Source organism: Rhizobacter sp. P2_D12 (assembly GCF_056404395.1).
Map to the genome: position 1 here is coordinate 1 of NZ_JBFUEB010000029.1, position 16,393 is coordinate 16,393.

The 16,393-nt window shown below is 70.7% G+C and carries 18 protein-coding genes; 13 read left to right on the forward strand and 5 right to left on the reverse strand.

The annotated features are described in order from the left end of the window. The 3 genes from AC1DYN_RS12110 to AC1DYN_RS12120 form a co-directional block, all read left to right on the forward strand. Positions 1-1,257, forward strand: a 1,257-nt coding sequence (locus AC1DYN_RS12110; RefSeq protein WP_477959711.1) for a cytochrome-c peroxidase, incomplete at its 5' end; no start/stop codon positions are given. After that, positions 1,254-1,862 carry a hypothetical protein gene (locus AC1DYN_RS12115; protein ID WP_477959713.1) on the forward strand — a complete coding sequence of 203 codons (609 nt, stop codon included), beginning with the start codon at positions 1,254-1,256 and terminating at the stop codon, positions 1,860-1,862. The genes AC1DYN_RS12110 and AC1DYN_RS12115, both read left to right, overlap by 4 nt. After that, positions 1,859-2,698, forward strand: a complete 840-nt coding sequence (locus AC1DYN_RS12120) for a 2OG-Fe(II) oxygenase (protein WP_477959715.1) — start codon at positions 1,859-1,861, stop codon at positions 2,696-2,698. The genes AC1DYN_RS12115 and AC1DYN_RS12120 overlap by 4 nt, the downstream gene beginning before the upstream one ends. A 3-nt stretch (positions 2,699-2,701) precedes the next feature. Here the strand turns inward: AC1DYN_RS12120 and AC1DYN_RS12125 are convergent, their stop codons facing one another. Next, on the reverse strand, positions 2,702-3,217 hold the full coding sequence (locus tag AC1DYN_RS12125; protein ID WP_477959721.1) for a chorismate--pyruvate lyase family protein: 516 nt from the start codon (positions 3,215-3,217) through the stop codon (positions 2,702-2,704). Positions 3,218-3,313: 96 nt separating this feature from the next. Here AC1DYN_RS12125 and pabB point away from each other — a divergent pair, with 96 nt between their 5' ends. From pabB to AC1DYN_RS12140, 3 genes are read left to right on the forward strand one after another with little or no spacing between them, the layout of a single operon-like run. Continuing rightward, on the forward strand, positions 3,314-4,654 hold the full coding sequence (pabB, locus tag AC1DYN_RS12130; RefSeq protein WP_490363523.1) for an aminodeoxychorismate synthase component I: 1,341 nt from the start codon (positions 3,314-3,316) through the stop codon (positions 4,652-4,654). Then, positions 4,651-5,388, forward strand: a complete 738-nt coding sequence (locus tag AC1DYN_RS12135; RefSeq protein WP_477959726.1) for a hypothetical protein — start codon at positions 4,651-4,653, stop codon at positions 5,386-5,388. The genes pabB and AC1DYN_RS12135 overlap by 4 nt, the downstream gene beginning before the upstream one ends. Continuing rightward, positions 5,385-6,956, forward strand: coding sequence for a thioredoxin family protein (locus AC1DYN_RS12140; protein WP_477959727.1), 1,572 nt, complete (start codon positions 5,385-5,387; stop codon positions 6,954-6,956). The genes AC1DYN_RS12135 and AC1DYN_RS12140 overlap by 4 nt, the downstream gene beginning before the upstream one ends. Positions 6,957-7,012: 56 nt before the next feature. Here the strand turns inward: AC1DYN_RS12140 and AC1DYN_RS12145 are convergent, their stop codons facing one another. Together AC1DYN_RS12145 and gstA are read right to left on the reverse strand one after the other, a co-directional pair. Then, positions 7,013-7,369 carry a hypothetical protein gene (locus AC1DYN_RS12145; RefSeq protein WP_477959733.1) on the reverse strand — a complete coding sequence of 119 codons (357 nt, stop codon included), beginning with the start codon at positions 7,367-7,369 and terminating at the stop codon, positions 7,013-7,015. Beyond that, positions 7,366-7,971 (reverse strand): glutathione transferase GstA, encoded by a 606-nt coding sequence (gstA, locus tag AC1DYN_RS12150; protein ID WP_477959738.1) that lies wholly within the window; start codon positions 7,969-7,971, stop codon positions 7,366-7,368. The genes AC1DYN_RS12145 and gstA overlap by 4 nt, the downstream gene beginning before the upstream one ends. 111 nt (positions 7,972-8,082) lie before the next feature. Here gstA and AC1DYN_RS12155 point away from each other — a divergent pair, with 111 nt between their 5' ends. The 5 genes from AC1DYN_RS12155 to AC1DYN_RS12175 are packed head-to-tail and all read left to right on the forward strand — an operon-like array spanning position 8,083 to position 12,401. Continuing rightward, on the forward strand, positions 8,083-8,451 hold the full coding sequence (locus AC1DYN_RS12155; protein WP_477959740.1) for a glutaredoxin: 369 nt from the start codon (positions 8,083-8,085) through the stop codon (positions 8,449-8,451). Then, positions 8,448-9,905, forward strand: a complete 1,458-nt coding sequence (locus tag AC1DYN_RS12160; protein WP_477959742.1) for an alpha/beta fold hydrolase — start codon at positions 8,448-8,450, stop codon at positions 9,903-9,905. Before AC1DYN_RS12155 ends, AC1DYN_RS12160 begins: the two co-directional genes overlap by 4 nt. Then, entirely contained in the window at positions 9,902-10,657 is a 756-nt protein-coding gene (locus tag AC1DYN_RS12165) for an ABC transporter ATP-binding protein (protein WP_477959744.1), read from the forward strand. The genes AC1DYN_RS12160 and AC1DYN_RS12165 overlap by 4 nt, the downstream gene beginning before the upstream one ends. Beyond that, on the forward strand, positions 10,654-11,886 hold the full coding sequence (locus AC1DYN_RS12170) for an ABC transporter permease (RefSeq protein WP_477959746.1): 1,233 nt from the start codon (positions 10,654-10,656) through the stop codon (positions 11,884-11,886). The genes AC1DYN_RS12165 and AC1DYN_RS12170 overlap by 4 nt, the downstream gene beginning before the upstream one ends. A gap of 29 nt (positions 11,887-11,915) precedes the next feature. Continuing rightward, complete coding sequence (locus AC1DYN_RS12175) at positions 11,916-12,401, forward strand: GNAT family N-acetyltransferase (RefSeq protein WP_477959748.1); 486 nt, start codon at positions 11,916-11,918, stop codon at positions 12,399-12,401. 39 nt (positions 12,402-12,440) lie between these two features. On the opposite strand, the gene AC1DYN_RS12180 is transcribed toward AC1DYN_RS12175, so the two are convergent. Then, entirely contained in the window at positions 12,441-12,812 is a 372-nt protein-coding gene (locus AC1DYN_RS12180; protein WP_477959750.1) for a DUF4902 domain-containing protein, read from the reverse strand. A gap of 173 nt (positions 12,813-12,985) precedes the next feature. Here AC1DYN_RS12180 and AC1DYN_RS12185 point away from each other — a divergent pair, with 173 nt between their 5' ends. Both AC1DYN_RS12185 and AC1DYN_RS12190 read left to right on the forward strand, forming a co-directional pair. Further along, entirely contained in the window at positions 12,986-13,699 is a 714-nt protein-coding gene (locus tag AC1DYN_RS12185; protein WP_477959752.1) for a helix-turn-helix transcriptional regulator, read from the forward strand. An 87-nt stretch (positions 13,700-13,786) separates the two neighbouring features. Continuing rightward, on the forward strand, positions 13,787-13,984 hold the full coding sequence (locus tag AC1DYN_RS12190; RefSeq protein WP_477959754.1) for a hypothetical protein: 198 nt from the start codon (positions 13,787-13,789) through the stop codon (positions 13,982-13,984). Between the two features lie 330 nt (positions 13,985-14,314). Here AC1DYN_RS12190 and AC1DYN_RS12195 read toward each other — a convergent pair whose 3' ends face one another. Next, positions 14,315-16,342 carry a sensor domain-containing diguanylate cyclase gene (locus AC1DYN_RS12195; RefSeq protein WP_477959756.1) on the reverse strand — a complete coding sequence of 676 codons (2,028 nt, stop codon included), beginning with the start codon at positions 16,340-16,342 and terminating at the stop codon, positions 14,315-14,317. Between the last annotated feature and the right edge of the window lie 51 nt (positions 16,343-16,393).

Sequence of the window (16,393 nt, forward strand, 5' to 3'; positions counted from 1 at the left end):
GCCAAGGCCCCCGCGGCCGGCGCCGCCGCGGCGGCCACGCCGCGGCTGAGCCTGGCCGCGCAGGTCGGCGAGAAGATGTTCGCCGACGCCTCGCTGTCGGGCTCGGGCCGGCTCTCGTGTGCGAGCTGCCACGACCCGAAGTCGGCGCATGCGGCACCGAACGACCTGGCGGTGCAGCCCGGCGGCACCGACCTGAAGGCGAGCGGCACGCGGGCCGTGCCCTCGCTGCGCTACAAGGAGGTCACGCCGCCGTATGCCGACCTGCTGGACAACCCGGACGGCATCAGCGTGCCCGGCCCCGGCGGCGGTTTCACGTGGGACGGGCGCGCGGCCACGCTGGCCGAGCAGGCGGCGATCCCGCTGCTGGCCGCCAACGAGATGGCGAACGCCGATGCCGCCGCGGTGGTCGCGAAGCTGAAGGCCGGCCCTTATGCGCAGCTGTTCCGCAGCGCGTTCGGCGCCGACGTGTTCGCGAGCGACGGCGTCGCGTTCGCGAAGGCCACGCAGGCGCTGCAGGCCTACCAGCTGGAAGACCGCAGCTTCCATCCGTATTCGAGCAAGTTCGACCTGTACGCCGCCAACAAGATCGGCGGCAACCTGACGCCGGCCGAGGCGCGCGGACTGAAGGTGTTCACCGACCCGCAGCTCGGCAACTGCGCCTCGTGCCACTACCACGGCGCCGGGCTGAATGGCAGCTCGGCGATGTTCACCGACTTCTCGTACGAGGCCATCGGCGTACCGCGCAACGCGGCGATCCCGGCCAATGCCGACCCGGCGTACTTCGACACCGGCATCTGCGGGCCGCTGCGCACCGACCACCCGGCTGCCGCCGGCAACACCTTCTGCGGCATGGTGAAGGCGCCGACGCTGCGCAACGTCGCGGTGCGCAAGAGCTTCTTCCACAACGGCGTGATGCATTCGCTGGAGCAGGTGATCCGCTTCTACAACACGCGCGACACGATGCCCGAGCTCTGGTACCCCACGGTCGGCGGCACGCCGAAGGCCCGTCCCGATGCCGACTTCCCGACCTACGGGCTGGTGAAGACGCAGTACGTCGGCGGCAGCGTGAAGAAATACGACGACCTGCCGCCGCAGTTCGTCGCCAACATCGACACGCAGATGCCGCTGGACGGCCGCCAGCCGCACAGCGCACCGCCGATGAGCGAACGCCACATGGCCGACCTGATCTGCTTCCTGAACACGCTGACCGACGGCGACCTGTCGCCACCGCCCACCACCGCCGCCTGTACCGAATGAAAGCCTTCTTCCTCCTGTCCGCCACCGCACTGCTCGCGCTGGCCGGCTGCACCGCCGACCCCGACGCGGCCACCTTCACGACCGCGATGAACACCTACCTTGCCAAGCGCGGCGACCTGTGCCTGGCGAAGGACCGCTGGCCGATCGACGTGACGCAGCGCGACATCGACAGCGGCGCGCGCAACGCGGTGCAGATGCCGGTGCTGGAGCGGCTGGGCCTGGTCAGCTCGTCGGTCGCCGACGCGGTCATCGACGACGAGGGCACGAAGCACCCGATCCAGGTGCGGCGCTACGCGTTGACCGGGGCCGGCCGGCGCTTCATGGTGCAGCGCGACGCGACGCACAGCGACTTCTGCGCCGCCAGGCTGAGCCTGGACCGCGTGGTCGGCTGGCAGCTCGGCAGCGGCCCGCAAGGCGCGGGTTCGCACGCGCTCGTGACCTACACCTACACGATCGAGGCCGCGCCGTGGATGCAGGACGCCGAGGCGCAGAAGGTGTTCCCGGTCATCGCCAACCTGATGCGCAGCGCCGGCAGCGCGCGGCTGGAGGAGAACTTCAACCGCACGGCGCAAGGCTGGGTCGCGGTCGACCTGCAGGGTTCATGACCACGCTGGTGCGTTTCGCGCCGGCGCTGGGCGACTGGGTCGCGCAGCACCTGCAGCAGGGCGAGGCGCCGGCCGCCCTGGTCGACGCGATGCTGGCGCGGCAGATGGCGCGCACCGCGGCGCAGGCCATCGTCGACGCCTTCGTGCTGGCGCGCGAACTCGGCAGCGCGCCGCCGGTCGATTCGGTGGACCTGGGCCCGCGGCTCGCGCGCGGCCCGGTGATCGAGACCGGCGACCGGCGCATCCGCGTCGCATCCTGCGCCACCGGCCCGCTGCTGGCCGTGCTGCAGGACGTGCTGTCGCCGGGCGAGTGCGAGGAACTGATCGCGCTGGCGCGGCCGCGGCTGCAGCCGTCCACCCTTGTCGACCCGGCCACCGGGCGCGACGTGCAGACCGGCCTGCGCAGCAGCCTGGGCATGTTCTTCCGCCCGCAGGAAACGCCGTTGATCGCGCGCCTGGACCGGCGCCTGGCCGAGCTGATGAACCTGCCGGCCTCGCATGGCGAAGGGCTGCAGCTGCTGCACTACCCGACCGGGGCCGGCAGCGCGCCGCACTTCGATTTCCTGCAGCCGGTCAACGAAGCCAACCGCGCATCGATCGCCCGCAGCGGGCAGCGCATCAGCACGCTGGTGTGCTACCTGAACGACGTGCCGGCCGGCGGCGAAACGGTGTTCCCGCAGCGCGCGTGGCAGGTGACGCCGCAGCGCGGCAACGCGGTCTGCTTCGAGTACGACGGCCTGGACGAGGCCTCGCTGCATGCGAGCCGGCCGGTGCTGCAGGGCGAGAAGTGGGTCGCGACGAAGTGGATGCGGGATCGGCCGTTCGTCAGCGCCTGAGGGTCAGTGCGCGGCAGGCACCATGCCGCCGCGGAACACCTCGAAGATCAGCATCAGCGGGCCTTCCGGCGTGACGATGCGGTAGGCCCGGCTGGATTTCGGATCGGGCAGGCCGACCACGCTCCACAGCCCGGATTGCAGCGCCGGCTCGCTTTCGATCGGCTGGCGCTGCACGAACAGCTGCGCCAGCAGGTGGCCGATCGGCGCCGTGCCCTCGTCGAGCCCGCGCAGGAACCAGTCGGGCACCGAGTCCATGCGGGTGTACGACAGGTTGTCCATCAGCACCCGGCCGCCGGCCACCAGGCTGGTGACGCGTTCGAGCCAGGCCTCGCCGCCGAGCTGCTCGGCGACGCTGCGCGGCACCTCGTGCGTGCGGTGCTGGCGGTGCAGCAGGACCTGCACCGGCAGCCCGCACATCGCCGAGCAGGTGCGGGTGGTGGAACCATCCTGCGCCAACAGCAGCCGGCGCAGCGGTTCATGCTGCGCCTGCGATGGGAAAAGTTGCCGCTCTACACTCATGCGCCCTGGGTCCTGTGCGTGTACTGCGTGGCTGATGTCGGTTCGTCCATCCTAACCCTGCCGTGGGCAGGCTCGCCGCAAAACGTCTGCGCCCGCTTGCTGGCCCACGGGCCGGCCGCGCTGCTGGAAAGCAGCAAGTCGATGCCCGGGTTGTCCGGCTGGTCCTATGTCGCCGGGCCGCCGGCCGCGGTGCTGGAAACCGATGAACGAGGCACCTGGCTGCGCGATGCGCAGGGCGCGCTGCTGGCGCAATGGGCCGACCCGTTCGACGCGCTGCGCGAGGTGCTGGCCCGCAGCGCGCTGCCCACCGGCGAGCGGCCGGCGGGACTGGCCTTCGCCGGCGGCTGGCTGGGCTACCTCGGCTACGACCTGGCGCGCCACGTCGAGCGCCTGCCGGTGCAGGCCGCGGCCGACCCGGCGCTGCCGGCGATGCGGCTGCTGCTGTGCGACCAGGTGCTGGCCTACGAGCATGCGACGCGGCGCTGGCATGCCTGCCACAGCCGCTGGCCGCAGCTGGTGGCGCCGCGCGACGAGACCTGGGCCGCGACGCTGGCCCGGGCGGCCGGCCCGCCGCCGGCCGACACCCAATTCCGTGCCGGCGAGATGCGCTCGCGCACGGCATCCGCGCATTACCTGCGCCAGGTGGACGAGGTGCTGGCGCTGATCGCGCAGGGCGACCTCTTCCAGGCCAACCTGTCGCACCGGCTCGACGGCCCGTTCGAAGGCGATCCGTTCGCGCTGTACCGCACGCTGACCGCGCTGAACCCGGCGCCGTTCGCGGCCTACCTGCCGCTTGCCGACGGCGCGATCGCGAGCGTCTCGCCCGAGCGCTTCCTGCGGCTGGAGGGGCGCGAGGTCAGCGCGCGACCGATCAAGGGCACGCGCGCGCGCGGCGCCGAGCTCGACGCCGACGCGCGGCAGCGCAGCGCACTCGCCGCCAGCGTCAAGGACCAGGCCGAGAACCTGATGATCGTCGACCTGATGCGCAACGACCTGGGCCGCGTCGYGCAGGTGGGCAGCGTGCGCGTCGACGGGCTGTTCGAGATCGAGGCGCACCCGAGCGTCTGGCAGATGGTGTCGACGGTGCGCGCGCGGCTGCGCGACGGCGCCGGCATCGCCGAGCTGCTGCGCGCCTGCTGGCCGCCGGGCTCGATGACCGGCGCGCCCAAGGTGCGCGCGACGCAGGTCATCGAGGGCCTGGAGCCGGTGCGCCGCGGCCCGTATGCCGGCGCGATCGGCTACCTCGACGCGGCCGGAGGCATGGACCTGTCGGTCGTGATCCGCACCGCCATCGTCCACCGGCAGCGCGTGATGGTGCAGGTGGGCGGTGCGGTGGTGGCCGATTCCGACCCACGCGAGGAACTGGCGGAAACCTATGCGAAGGGCCGGCTGCTGTTGCACGCGCTCGGCCAAGGCGCCAGACTGCCGGTCGCATGAATGCGCCCCACCACCTGCTGACCGGCGTGCACCGCCGCCGCCTGCGCGAGATCTGGCGCTCGGCCGGCTGGCCCTGCCAGGACCTGGTCGAGGTGGAGCTGCTGTTCCTCGGGCTGCTCGAGCGCGTGCAGCATGGCTCGGGCCACGAGACGCTGCGCGTCACCGAGGCCGGCATCGCGGTGCTGGCCGAGACGCTGCAGCGCAATCGCGCACGGCGCGATGCACACGAGGGGCTGGTCGAGCGCGTCGCGCGCGAGATGACGCGCGCCGGCCGCCTGGCCTGGCGCGGGCTGGCGGTGCGGGCCAAGGTCGACGAGGGCTGGGTGATGGCGATGCCCGACGTGTTCTCGATCCGACACACCACCGTCGAGGCCTACCTCGAGCCGATCGTGCACGAGGTCAAGGTGCAGCGCAGCGACCTGCTGTCCGACCTGCGGCGGGCCTCCAAGCGCGCCGCCTACCTGCAGCTGAGCAGCGAGTGCTGGTACGTGCTGGCCGACGGCATCGCGCAGGCCGACGAGATCCCGCCCGAGTGCGGCGTGCTGGTGGCGCGTGCCGACGGGCTGCAGGTGGAACGGCCGGCGCCGCGCCGGCCGATGAAGATGCCCTTCCACCTGTGGATGGCGCTGGCACGCGCGACACCCCTGGAGGGTTGTGGTGGCGATGACAGCCAAGGCTGGCTCGGGTCCGACTTGAGCCACACTGGCCCCCTCGATCCGGAGCCCTCCGCATGAAGACGCACCTCGCCCTCGCGGGCCTTGCGCTGTTCGCCGCCTGCTCGAAGCAGGCGCCCTCGCCGGCCGCTGCCGCGCCGACCTCGGCCGCCTCGGTGGCTGCCGCCCCGCACGACGCGGCCGGCATTGCCTGGCACCCGGCGGCCAGCGACGCCGACGTCGACGCCGCCTTCGCCCTGGCGAAATCCGCCAACAAGCCGGTCTTCGTCTACTGGGGCGCCAAGTGGTGTCCGCCCTGCAACCAGGTGAAGGCAACCCTCTTCAACCGGCAGGATTTCATCGAGCGCTCGCGCGCCTTCGTGCCGGTCTACATCGACGGCGACAGCCCCGGCGCGCAGAAGCTGGGCAGCCGCTTCGCGGTGCGCGGATATCCGACGATGCTGCTGTTCAACCCGGCCGGTGCCGAGCTGACCCGGCTGCCGGGCGAGGTCGACGCGGCGCAGTACACCCAGCTGCTGACGCTGGGCATGAGCGCGCAGCGGCCAGTGAAGGCGGTGCTGGCCGATGCGCGCAGCGGCGGCGCGGGGCTGACCGCCAACGACTGGAAGCTGCTGGCCTTCTATTCGTGGGAAACCGACGAGCAGCAGGTGCTGCCGAAGGACCAGGCGGTGGCGGTGCTGAAGCAGCTCGCCGCCGGCTGCCCGGCCGACCAGCCCGAGATCGCGCAGCGCCTGCTGCTGAAGTCACTCACCGCCGGTGACGCGAAGGCGGTGCAGCCGACGCAGAATGAGCGCGAACGCGTGCTGGGCCTGCTGGCCGATGCGGCGCAGTCGCGCGTGCAGATGGACGTGCTGACGGTGAGCGCGGCCGACCTGGTGCGCGTGCTGTCGGCGCCGCAGACGCCCGAGCGAGCGCAGCTGCTGGTCGCCTTCGACACGTCGCTGCAGGGCTTGCAGGCCGACGCCACGCTGTCGCGCGCCGACCGGTTGACGGCGCTGATCGCGCGCGTCGACCTGGCGCGCATCGACCTCGCGAAGGATGCGAAACCGACGCTGCCCGCAGCGCTGCTGGCCGACGTGCGCGACACGGCAGCGCGCGCCGACCGCGAGATCACCGACGGCTACGAACGCCAGGCGGTGATCACCGGCGCCGCCGACATGCTGGAGATGGCCGGGTTGCTGGACGAATCGGATGCGCTGCTGAAGACGAACCTGGCGAAGAGCCATTCGCCGTACTACCTGATGCTGGGGCTGGCAGGCAACGCGAAGAAGCGCGGCGACAAGGCCGGCGCGCTGCACTGGTACGAGGAATCCTTCAACAAGAGCGAAGGACCGGCGACGCGGCTGCAATGGGGCGCGCGCTACGTGGCGGCGCTGGTCGAGCTGTCGCCGCAGGACGATGCGCGCATCGAGCGCGCGGCGCAGCAGCTCTTCACCGAGGCGGCCGGGCAGCCGGATGCCTTCCACGAGCGCAGTGCGTCGGCGCTGCAGCGCGCGAGCGGGAAGCTGCTGGCCTGGAAGCCGGGCCATGCCGCCGCGTTCAAGAGGTTGCAGGCCCAGCTCGATGGCGTGTGCCGCAAGCTGCCCGATGGCGACAGCCAGCGCCGCACCTGCGAGGCGCTGCTGTAGCCCGGATGCCAATCCGGGAGGTGTCGGACACGCCCCGGATCGGCATCCGGGCTGCGTCATTTTCTTTTCCGCGTCCCGAGCTGCACCTCGTAGCGCGCACCCTTCTCGCTGTCGGCGAACTGCAGCGTGTTGCCGGCCCACGCGTAATCGGCGGTGAACTCGTCGAGCTGCATGCCGCCTTGCATCAGCACGACGTCGAGCTGGCTGCTGCGCAGCTTCAGGCGGTAGACGATGTCGGCCACTTGCACGTGCACGCGCTGGCCGCTGCGCCAGTCGACCTCGGCCGGGCCGCAGCTGCGGCTGGCGTCCGACGTCGCCACGCACAGCTGCGCTTCATAGCGACCGACGGCAGGCGCTGCCTGCACGCCTGCCGAGCACAGCAGCAGCCCGGCCATCCACCCGCCTCGCGTCATGTCAGCCCTTCCGCCTTCAACGCGTCCTGCACCGCCGGCCGCGCCGCGACGCGCGCCACGTAGGCCGTCAGGTTCGGCAGGCCGGCAAGGTCGACGCCCATGCGCGGCGCCCAGCGGCTGACGGTGAACAGGTAGGCATCGGCGATGCAGAAATGCTCGCCCGTCAGGTAGGCCTTGCCGGCCAGCTGGCCTTCGACCCAGGCCATGCGACCCTGCAGCTTGGTGCGCATCACCGCCTTGGCCTCTTCCGGCATCGCCGGGTTGAACAGCACGCCGAAGCCCTTGTGCAGCTCGCTGGTGATGAAGTTCAGCCACTCCTGGACCCGGTAGCGCAGCATCGTGCCGTTGGCCGGCACCAGGTTCTTCGTCGGCACCTGGTCGGCGATGTACTGCACGATCGCCGGGCCTTCGGTCAGGCGCTCGCCGGTGTCCAGCTCCAGCAGCGGCACGTAGCCCTTGGCGTTGATGGTGTAGTAGTCGGTGCCGTCGGCCAGCTGGTGCGTCTTGGTGCTGGCCAGCACCGGCTCGAACGCCAGGCCCGCCTCGCGCAGCACGATGTGGGGCGACAGCGAGCAGGTTCCGGGGCTGTAGTAGAGCTTCATGGCAGGGCCTTGGTCGGAAGTGGCAGTGGCGGTATTACACAGCGAGTGCCGGGGACGTGCCAGCTCGGGGACGCGCGTCGGCTAACCTCCCGGCTTTGCACAGGAGATGCCATGCCGCGCCCGGTCCTCGACGAATCCCGACTGCACCCTGCGATCCGCGAGACGGTGGCGACGCGCCATGCCGAGATCGTCCACAACGTGCAGGCCGCGGCGTCGACGAACCCGGTGCTGGTGGTCGGCATGGCGATCAACCCGCACTGCCGCAAGGTGCGGCGCGCGCTCGACGCGGCCGGCATCGCCCACCACTACCTGGAGTACGGCAGCTACCTGAGCCAGTGGCGCCCGCGCGCGGCGCTGAAGATGTGGACCGGCTGGCCGACCTTTCCGATGGTGTTCGTGAAGGGCACGCTGGTGGGCGGCAACACCGACGTGCAGCGGCTGCTGGCCAGCGGCGAGCTGAAGCGGCTGCTCGGCGAATGAAGCGCTGGTGGGCCGTGCTGGTGCTGGCCGGCGCCGTGCAGCAAGCGACGGCCGCCGGCCCGGCCACGCCCTGTCGCGTGCCGGGCCTGCGCAACGAGGTGCAGTGTGGCGTCGTGAAACGCGCACTGGACCCGGCGCGCCCGGCCGGTCCGCAGGTCGACGTGCACTACGTCGTGGTGCCGGCGATGGCGCGGCGCAAGCTGCCCGACCCGGTGTTCCTGCTCGCCGGCGGCCCGGGCCAGAGCGCGATCTCGCTCGCCGGCAGCGTGATGCCGCTGTTCCAGCGCCTGAACAACCGGCGCGACATCGTCTTCGTCGACCAGCGCGGCACCGGGCGCTCGGCCCCGCTGGCCTGCGACGACGCGCCCTCCGGCAGCCTGGCCGACGAGGCCGACCCGGCGCGGCAGTTCGCGCTGATGRCCGCCTGCCGTGACCGGCTGGCCCGGCGGGCGCCGCTGGGCGGCGTGGGCGACCTGGGCTTCTTCACGACCACGCTCGCGATGCAGGACCTGGACGCCGTGCGCCTGCAGCTGGGCGCGCCCACCATCAACCTGGTCGGCGCGTCGTACGGCACGCGGGCCGGTCTCGAGTACCAGCGCCAGTTCCCGTCGCACGTGCGGCGCAGCGTGCTCGATGGCGTCGCGCCGCCTGACATGGTGCTGCCGGCCAGCTTCTCGACCGACGGCCAGCACGCCTTCGACGCGCTGCTGGCGGGCTGCGAGGCCGAGCCGGCATGCAAGGCGGCGCACCCGGCGCTGCGCAGCGACTGGACCGCGTTGCTGGCCAGCCTGCCGCGCGAGATCGCGGTGGCCCACCCGCTGACAGGCCGGCCCGAGCGCCTGGTGCTGACGCGCGAGATGGTGCTGGGCGCGGTGCGCGGCACGCTGTACGCGCCGTGGATCGCTGCCGCGCTGCCGGCCGCGCTGCAGCAGGCCGGCCAGGGCCGCTTCGAGGGGCTGGTCGGCCTGGGCGGCCTGCTCGGTGCGCGCAAGAGCGCCGGCCTCGCGATGGGCATGCATTTCTCGGTCATCTGTGCCGAGGATGCGCCGCGCATGGCGCAGGCCACCGACGCGCCGGGGGCCGACTTCGGGCGCACGCTGGGCGAGCTGTACCAGCGCGTCTGCGCCGGCTGGCCGCGCGGCGCGGTGCCGGCCGACTTCTACACATTGCCGGCCAGCATGACGCCGGTGCTGCTGCTGAGCGGCGGGCTGGACCCGATCACGCCGCCGCGGCATGCCGAGCGGGTTGCGAAGGCGCTGGGCGCGCAGGCGCGCGCGGTGGTGGTGCCGAACGCCGGACACGGCGTGTTGGGGGTGGGCTGCGCCGGCGAGCTGGTCCAGCGCTTCATCGATGCGCCGCACGACCGCGCCGCGCTGGCGGTCGACGCCGCCTGCCTGCTCGCGGTGCCGCGCCCACCGGCCTTCGTGCCGGTGCAGCCGGGGACGCCGAAATGATCGCGATCGAACACGTCGCGAAGCGCTTCGGCACCGTGCAGGCAGTACAGGACGTGCACCTGCAGGCGCCCGACGGCTGCATCACCGGGCTGCTGGGCCCGAATGGCGCCGGCAAGACGACGACGTTGCGCATGCTGGCCGGGCTGATCGCGCCGGACGGCGGGCGGCTGGCGGTCGACGGCATCGACGTTGCGAGCCGGCCGCATGACGCGCTCGCCCGCATGGGCGTGCTGGGCGATGCGCGCGGGCTGTCGCCGCGGCTGACGGCCCGCGAGAACATCGTCTACTACGGCCGGCTGCAGGGCCTGTCGCACGACGCGGCGCAGGCGCGAGCCGAGTCGCTGGCCGGATCGCTGGACATGAGGCCGCTGCTCGAGCGCCGCACCGACGGCTTCAGCCAGGGCGAGCGCATGAAGACCGCCCTGGCCCGCGCGCTGGTGCACGACCCGGCCAACATCGTGCTCGACGAGCCGACCAACGGGCTGGACGTGCTGGCCACGCGCTCGCTGCGCGAGGTGCTGCGCCACCTGCGCAGCCCGGCGGGCGGCGGCAAGTGCATCGTCTTCTCCACCCACATCATGCAAGAGGTGGAACGGCTGTGCGACAGCGTCGTCGTGGTCGCGCACGGCCGCACGGTGGCCCGCGGCAGCGTCGCCGACCTGCTGGCGCAGACCGGCGAGCAGGATTTCGAGGAGGCGTTCGTGAAGCTGGCTTTCGCCGAAGAACTCAGGCACGGGGGTCATCGCGCATGAGCGCGCCGGGCCGCCCCAAGGGCGAATACCGCAGTGCGCAGCACGAAGGTACTCCAGTGAACGGCTGGCGCCTGTTGTCCATCGTGCTGCGCAAGGAGCTGAGCGACGCGCTGCGCGACCGGCGCACGCTGCTGGTGGTGCTGGTGTCCAGCGTGCTGCTCGGGCCGCTGGTGCTGGTGGCGCTGTCGGGCCTGGTCGCGACGCTGGAGGCGCAGGCCGAGAAGCGCGTGGTGGTGGTGGCCGGCATCGAGCAGGCCCCGGGCCTGCGCAACTTCATCGAGCGGCAGAGCTACGCGGTGAAGCCCGCACCGGCCGACTACGAGGCGCAGCTGCGGGCTCAGACGCTGCGTGACCCGGTGCTGGTGGTGCCGCCCGGCTTCGAGGCCGCGCTGCTGCGCGGCGAGCAGCCGGTGCTGGAGATCGTCTCCGACAGCGGCAACAAGCCGGCCGAGGCCGGGGCCGGCCGGGTGTCGCGCCTGCTGGCCGGCTACGGCCGCGAGCGCGGCGCGCTGAGCCTGGCGCTGCGCGGCGTGTCGAGCCAGCTGCTGGAGCCGATGCAGGTCGAGGAGCGCGACCTGGCGAGCGCGCAGGGCCGCGCGGCGCAGCTCACCGGCATGCTGCCGTTCTTCGTCATCATGGCCGTGGTCTACGGGGCGCTGAATGCGGCGCTCGACACGACGGCCGGCGAGCGCGAGCGCGGCTCGCTGGAGCCGCTGCTGGCCAACCCGGCGCCGCGCTGGGCGCTGGTGGGCGGCAAGTGGGGTGCGGTGTTCTCGCTCGCGATGCTGATCGCGGTGCTGAGCTGCCTGAGCTTCCTGCCGGCGCAATGGCTGCTGCGCAGCGACACGCTGCAGGCGATGTTCCAGTTCGGCTGGGTCGAGGCGCTGCTGTTCATCGCCCTGCTGCTGCCGCTGGCCGCGGCGCTGTCGGCACTGCTGATGGCGGTGGCCATCCGCTGCCGCACCTTCAAGGAGGCGCAGGCGAACAGCACGGTGGTGGTGCTGGCGGCGTCGCTGCTGCCGCTGGTGACGCTGTTCAACCAGGGCGGCGAGGCGCCGTGGCATGCCTGGGTACCGGCGCTGGCGCAGTACGACCTGATGACGCGGGTGCTGAAGGGCGAGGCACTCGCGGCGCAGCCGGTGCTGGTGTCGCTGGTGGTGTGCGGGGTGCTGACCACGGCGGCGATCGCGTTCGTCGTGCACCGGCTGCGCACGGCCGCGGTCCGGTGACGCCCCGGGCGACGCGGCATGATGTCGGGATGAACACGATCTCCCCTTCCCCTGCTGCGCTCGACTGGCGCTTCTCCCGCTTCGACGACCTGACGCTGCGCGAACTGCACGACATCTACCAGGCGCGCCAGAAGGTGTTCTCGGTGGAACAGAACTGCGCCTACCTCGACGTGGACGGCTGCGATGAGCAGGCCTGGCACGTCGCGGCCTGGGTGCCCGGCGAACGCCAACTGCTGGCCTATGCGCGGCTGATCCCGCCCGGCATCAAGTATGACGAGCCATCGATGGGCCGCGTGATCACCACCGACGCGGCGCGCGGCACGGGGCTCGGGCGCGAGCTGGTGCGGCGCGTGATCGCGCACACCGCCCAGGTGCTGCCGGGCCATGGGTTGCGCATCTCGGCGCAGTCGCGGCTCGAAGCCTTCTACCAGGGCTTCGGCTTCGAGATCGTCGGCGAGCGCTACCTGGAAGACGGGATCCCGCACACGGAGATGGTGCGGGCCGCGATTTCGTAAGCCCGTGTGACAGCTGCAAGCCCGACGGCGGCCAGCCGTTCAGGCGGCGCGTTCGAGGGCCCGCTGCACCTCGGTCTGCCACGGCAGCGTGTGGACGATCTCGTTCAGGCGCATCGCGACTTCCATGCCGCTGAGCTTCTCGCCGCCGGCCCCCAGCAACTGCAGGTTGGTGATCAGGCCGAGCGGATCGGCCATGGCAACGATGCCTTGCTCGAGCTGGACCCAATCCCACGCCACCCCCGCCGCGCCTTCCGACAGCGGCCCGCCCCACAGCGTCTGGCCCGTGCTCGGGCCGTCGTCGTCACCGGGGCTTAACACCCTCGTGCCAAGGTGCACGAAGTGAAGATCGGGCGTGCAAGCCGCTTGCCACTTGACGGGCGGCCAGGCGTAGATGGTCCATGCGGGCGTCATAGCGGTTGATCGTGTTGATCCCTGAGTTTTGTGATTGGCCAATAATGTGGTGAAGTCTCGGACGCGCCAAGCTGTAAACCTTGCCAGCTGTAATCTCTGTCAGCTGTAAGACCTTTCAGGGTTTTCGAGGTCAGACGCGCCGGCCACAGATGCTCGCGAGGTGAAAGAGGACCATGCTGCAAGGTGGGTACATGTCGGTGCTGCAGGCGGGGACCCGCGAGGAGTTCCAGAGCGAGATCGTTCGCTTCGCACAGCAACTCGGGTTCGAGAAGGTCAGCGCCATCACGGTCATCGATCACTTCCTGGGCGAACCGGAGTTCATCGCCGTCGACAATGCGCCGGCCGCCTACCGCGACTCGTTCGAGGAGGTCGGCAACGGCCGCACCGACCCGGTGATGCAGCACTGCAAGCGCCAGAGCGTGCCCATCATCTGGGACCAGAAGACCTACACCTCGGTCGGCCAGGGCGAGAAGTGGGAGCAGCAGGCGCGCTTCGGCTATTCGCACGGCATCGGGCTCACGCTGCACCTGCCGGACGGCAAGCACTTCATGTTCGGCGTCGAGCGCGACCAGGCGCTGCCGACCGACCGGCACGAGCTCACCCGCATCGTCGCCGACCTGCAGCTGTTCACCGTGCACGCCTATGAAACGGCGTCGCGCATCCTGATCCCGGCGGCCCAGGAAGCCGGCGCGTCGCCGCTGACACCACGCGAGGTCGAAACCTTGCGCTGGACCATGGACGGCAAGACGGCGTGGGAGGTCGGCAACATCCTCGGTATCAGCGAGCGAACAGCCGTACTGCATGTGAACAATGCGATGCACAAACTGGGCTGCGTCAACAAACATCAGGCCGTTTTGAAGGCCTTGCGCATGGGCCTGATCCGCTGATTTCTGCCCTGCCCGATCTCGGAAAAAAGCGATACCTGTAAGAGCTGACAGTTACCGCAAACGAAGAGGACTGCTGGAATTGAGCCCGTGCACGAGTTGGCGTGCACAGCAAGCCAGGAGCCCCTCATGCAACAAGCAATCAACCTGATCCCGTCGACGCAATCGAACGAGCAAGTCGTGTTCGAAGCCCAGTCGAAGGTGAATCGCAGCGAGCCGATCGTTCTCGACGACAAGTTTCTGCGACTGATCAGCGGCGGCACCGACCAGCCGAACAAGACTTGGTGAGAGCTTCGGATTGCTGCGTCAACAGCAATGCACGTGATGGGTTAGACGAAGGTAGAAGTTGATCGGGCAGTGGCCGGGTGCTCCGAAGTCCCGGGGCCACTGCAGCGAACTCAGCGGAGGAAGTAGTAAATCGAAGAGGAACCCGTGAGCGGCCATCACCGCAGCGAGGTTCCCTCGAAGAGACAGGGATGTCCCTGATCTCGTCAACGTCAAGTCGAGCCATGCCGGGTCTGTTGCGCTTCGAGCGCGAAGTGCCAACAGACCTGGCCCGGCCGCCTCAGCATCCCGCGAGGCTGGCTCCAGACCCCCACCCAGACACTCCGGTTCCCCTCAAGCGCCCACGGCCACTTGGGCAGCTGCCAATGCAGTGGTATAGACCACCACCTGGTTGCGCCCGTCGCGCTTGGCCGCGTAGCAGGCCATGTCGGCCGCACGCAGCACCTCGGCCGCGCTGCTGAAGGCGGCATCGACGCGCACGAGCCCGATGCTCGCGCCTACGCTCAAGCCGCGGCCTTCCCAGGTCAACCGGTAGGCGCTGACGGCCGATCGCAGGCTCTCCGCCAGCGCCAGCGCGCGCTTCAGCGGGCACTGCGGCAGCAGCACCGCGAACTCGTCGCCACCCAATCGCGCCACCGTGTCCGATGGACGCACGCGCCCCTGCAGTTGCTGCGCGATGTCGCGCAGCAGCGCGTCGCCGGCGGCATGGCCGGCACTGTCGTTGACTGCCTTGAAGCGGTCCAGGTCGATGAAGAGCGCGCAGAACGGCTGCCGCGCAGCCTGCGCCGTCGCGTCCTCCAGCACCTTCTCGAACTGCACCCGGTTGGCCAGGCGCGTCATCGCATCGTGCGTGGCCGACCACGAGAGCCTCGCGTTGCGTTCGTGTGCCTCGGTCACGTCCTCGACGATCCAGATGATGCCGGCGCGCTGGTCGCTGTCGGGCAGCAGGCTGCCGCGGATGTGGCCCCAGAACGTGCTGCCGTTGCGGCGCACCAGCTGCGACTCGACCTCGTACCTGCCCCGTTCGCGCAGCGCGCTGCGCGACTCCTCGCTCAGCATCTGGTGCTGCTGCTCGCACGTGAAGATCTGCCGCGTGTCATGGCCCAGCAGTTCGGACTTGTCGCGACCGAACAGGTCGCAGAAGTGCTGGCTGACGAGTTCGAAATGTCCGTCGCGCGTCAGCGCGATGCCCGCATGCGCTGCATCGAGCACCGCCTCCAGCTGCTTCAGCAGCCGATGCGTCTCGACCCCCCGCCGATGCCGCTGCTCGACCACGTGCTGGAAGGCGCGGGACAGTGCACCGATCTCGCCAGCGTCGCGCGGCCAGTCGCCGGTGACCGGCGCATCGTCGTCGAGCAGGCTGGCCGCCCGCGCATGCAGGCGCGAGATCGGCCGGGTGATGGCCCAGGCCAGCAAGCCTGCAAGCAAGGCCGCCACGAGGCCGACCAGCGTGCCCACGCGCCAGGCCGTGCTGCGCGCAGCCGCCAGCGGGTGCATCGCGTCTTCCTCGGGCGTGATGTGGACCAGCATCCATTCGGCCGCCGGCACGCCGGCCAGGGCGACCAGGTAGCCGTTGCTCAGCGTGGCCGAGCCTTCGGAGTGGATGGTGCTGCCGTCGAGCACCCAGCGCTGGAACTCGGCGCTGAGCCCGGGCTCGTCGCGCGCACTGCGCAGGATGCGCTGCGGGTCGGCATGCGCAAGGATGCCGCCGCTGCGGTCGATCACGAGATCGCGCGAGTTGTCGCGCCCGGACGAGTCGCGCAGGAAAGACAACAGCCCGGTCTTGTCCAKTCGCAGCGATCCGCCCACCACCGCGATGACTTCGCCGTCGACACGCCGCACCGGCACCGCGAAGACGAGGATGGCCGCGTGGCTGATGCCCCCCACCAGGGGCTGCGAGATCACCGGCAGCTTCTCGCGCATCACCCGCTGGAAATACTCGCGCTGGCTCAGGTTGGGCAGCATCGTGCCCGGCACGCCCTTCTCCAGCCGCACCAGCAGCTCGCCGTCCGGTGCCGCAATGAAGACCGCATCGAACAGCAGCCCGGCCGAGGGCTTGTCGACCAGGAACTGCGTCAGCGCCGGGCGGTCGCGCAGCAGGTCGGGACGCACCTGGCTGGCCACGCCGACCAGCGCCGTCTGGAAGACCTCGAGCTTGCTGGACAGCAGGCTGGCCGTGCGCTCGACGTCGTTGGCGCTTTGCAGCATCAGCAGCTGCCGGGTGCGACTCTGCGTGGTCGACAGGATGAAGTGCGTCGTCACCGAAGTCGCGGCGACGGCCGTGACCACGCCGGCCGCGACGATCTTGAACTTGACCGACGCAGCAAAGCGACGCAACAGCAGACGAACGTTCGAGACCATGCAGGGAGACCCCGGCGCCGGTGCCGACAGCATCCCAGCGCTGCCCGATAC

What these genes read in the sequence shown, in the direction of transcription:
- AC1DYN_RS12115 (WP_477959713.1), top strand. Translation starts at nt 1,254, where the DNA reads ATGAAAGCCTTCTTCCTCCTGTCCGCCACCGCACTGCTCGCGCTGGCC.
- AC1DYN_RS12120 (WP_477959715.1), top strand. Translation starts at nt 1,859, where the DNA reads ATGACCACGCTGGTGCGTTTCGCGCCGGCGCTGGGCGACTGGGTCGCG.
- AC1DYN_RS12125 (WP_477959721.1), bottom strand. Translation starts at nt 3,217, where the DNA reads ATGAGTGTAGAGCGGCAACTTTTCCCATCGCAGGCGCAGCATGAACCG.
- AC1DYN_RS12135 (WP_477959726.1), top strand. Translation starts at nt 4,651, where the DNA reads ATGAATGCGCCCCACCACCTGCTGACCGGCGTGCACCGCCGCCGCCTG.
- AC1DYN_RS12140 (WP_477959727.1), top strand. Translation starts at nt 5,385, where the DNA reads ATGAAGACGCACCTCGCCCTCGCGGGCCTTGCGCTGTTCGCCGCCTGC.
- AC1DYN_RS12145 (WP_477959733.1), bottom strand. Translation starts at nt 7,369, where the DNA reads ATGACGCGAGGCGGGTGGATGGCCGGGCTGCTGCTGTGCTCGGCAGGC.
- gstA (WP_477959738.1), bottom strand. Translation starts at nt 7,971, where the DNA reads ATGAAGCTCTACTACAGCCCCGGAACCTGCTCGCTGTCGCCCCACATC.
- AC1DYN_RS12155 (WP_477959740.1), top strand. Translation starts at nt 8,083, where the DNA reads ATGCCGCGCCCGGTCCTCGACGAATCCCGACTGCACCCTGCGATCCGC.
- AC1DYN_RS12165 (WP_477959744.1), top strand. Translation starts at nt 9,902, where the DNA reads ATGATCGCGATCGAACACGTCGCGAAGCGCTTCGGCACCGTGCAGGCA.
- AC1DYN_RS12170 (WP_477959746.1), top strand. Translation starts at nt 10,654, where the DNA reads ATGAGCGCGCCGGGCCGCCCCAAGGGCGAATACCGCAGTGCGCAGCAC.
- AC1DYN_RS12175 (WP_477959748.1), top strand. Translation starts at nt 11,916, where the DNA reads ATGAACACGATCTCCCCTTCCCCTGCTGCGCTCGACTGGCGCTTCTCC.
- AC1DYN_RS12180 (WP_477959750.1), bottom strand. Translation starts at nt 12,812, where the DNA reads ATGACGCCCGCATGGACCATCTACGCCTGGCCGCCCGTCAAGTGGCAA.
- AC1DYN_RS12185 (WP_477959752.1), top strand. Translation starts at nt 12,986, where the DNA reads ATGCTGCAAGGTGGGTACATGTCGGTGCTGCAGGCGGGGACCCGCGAG.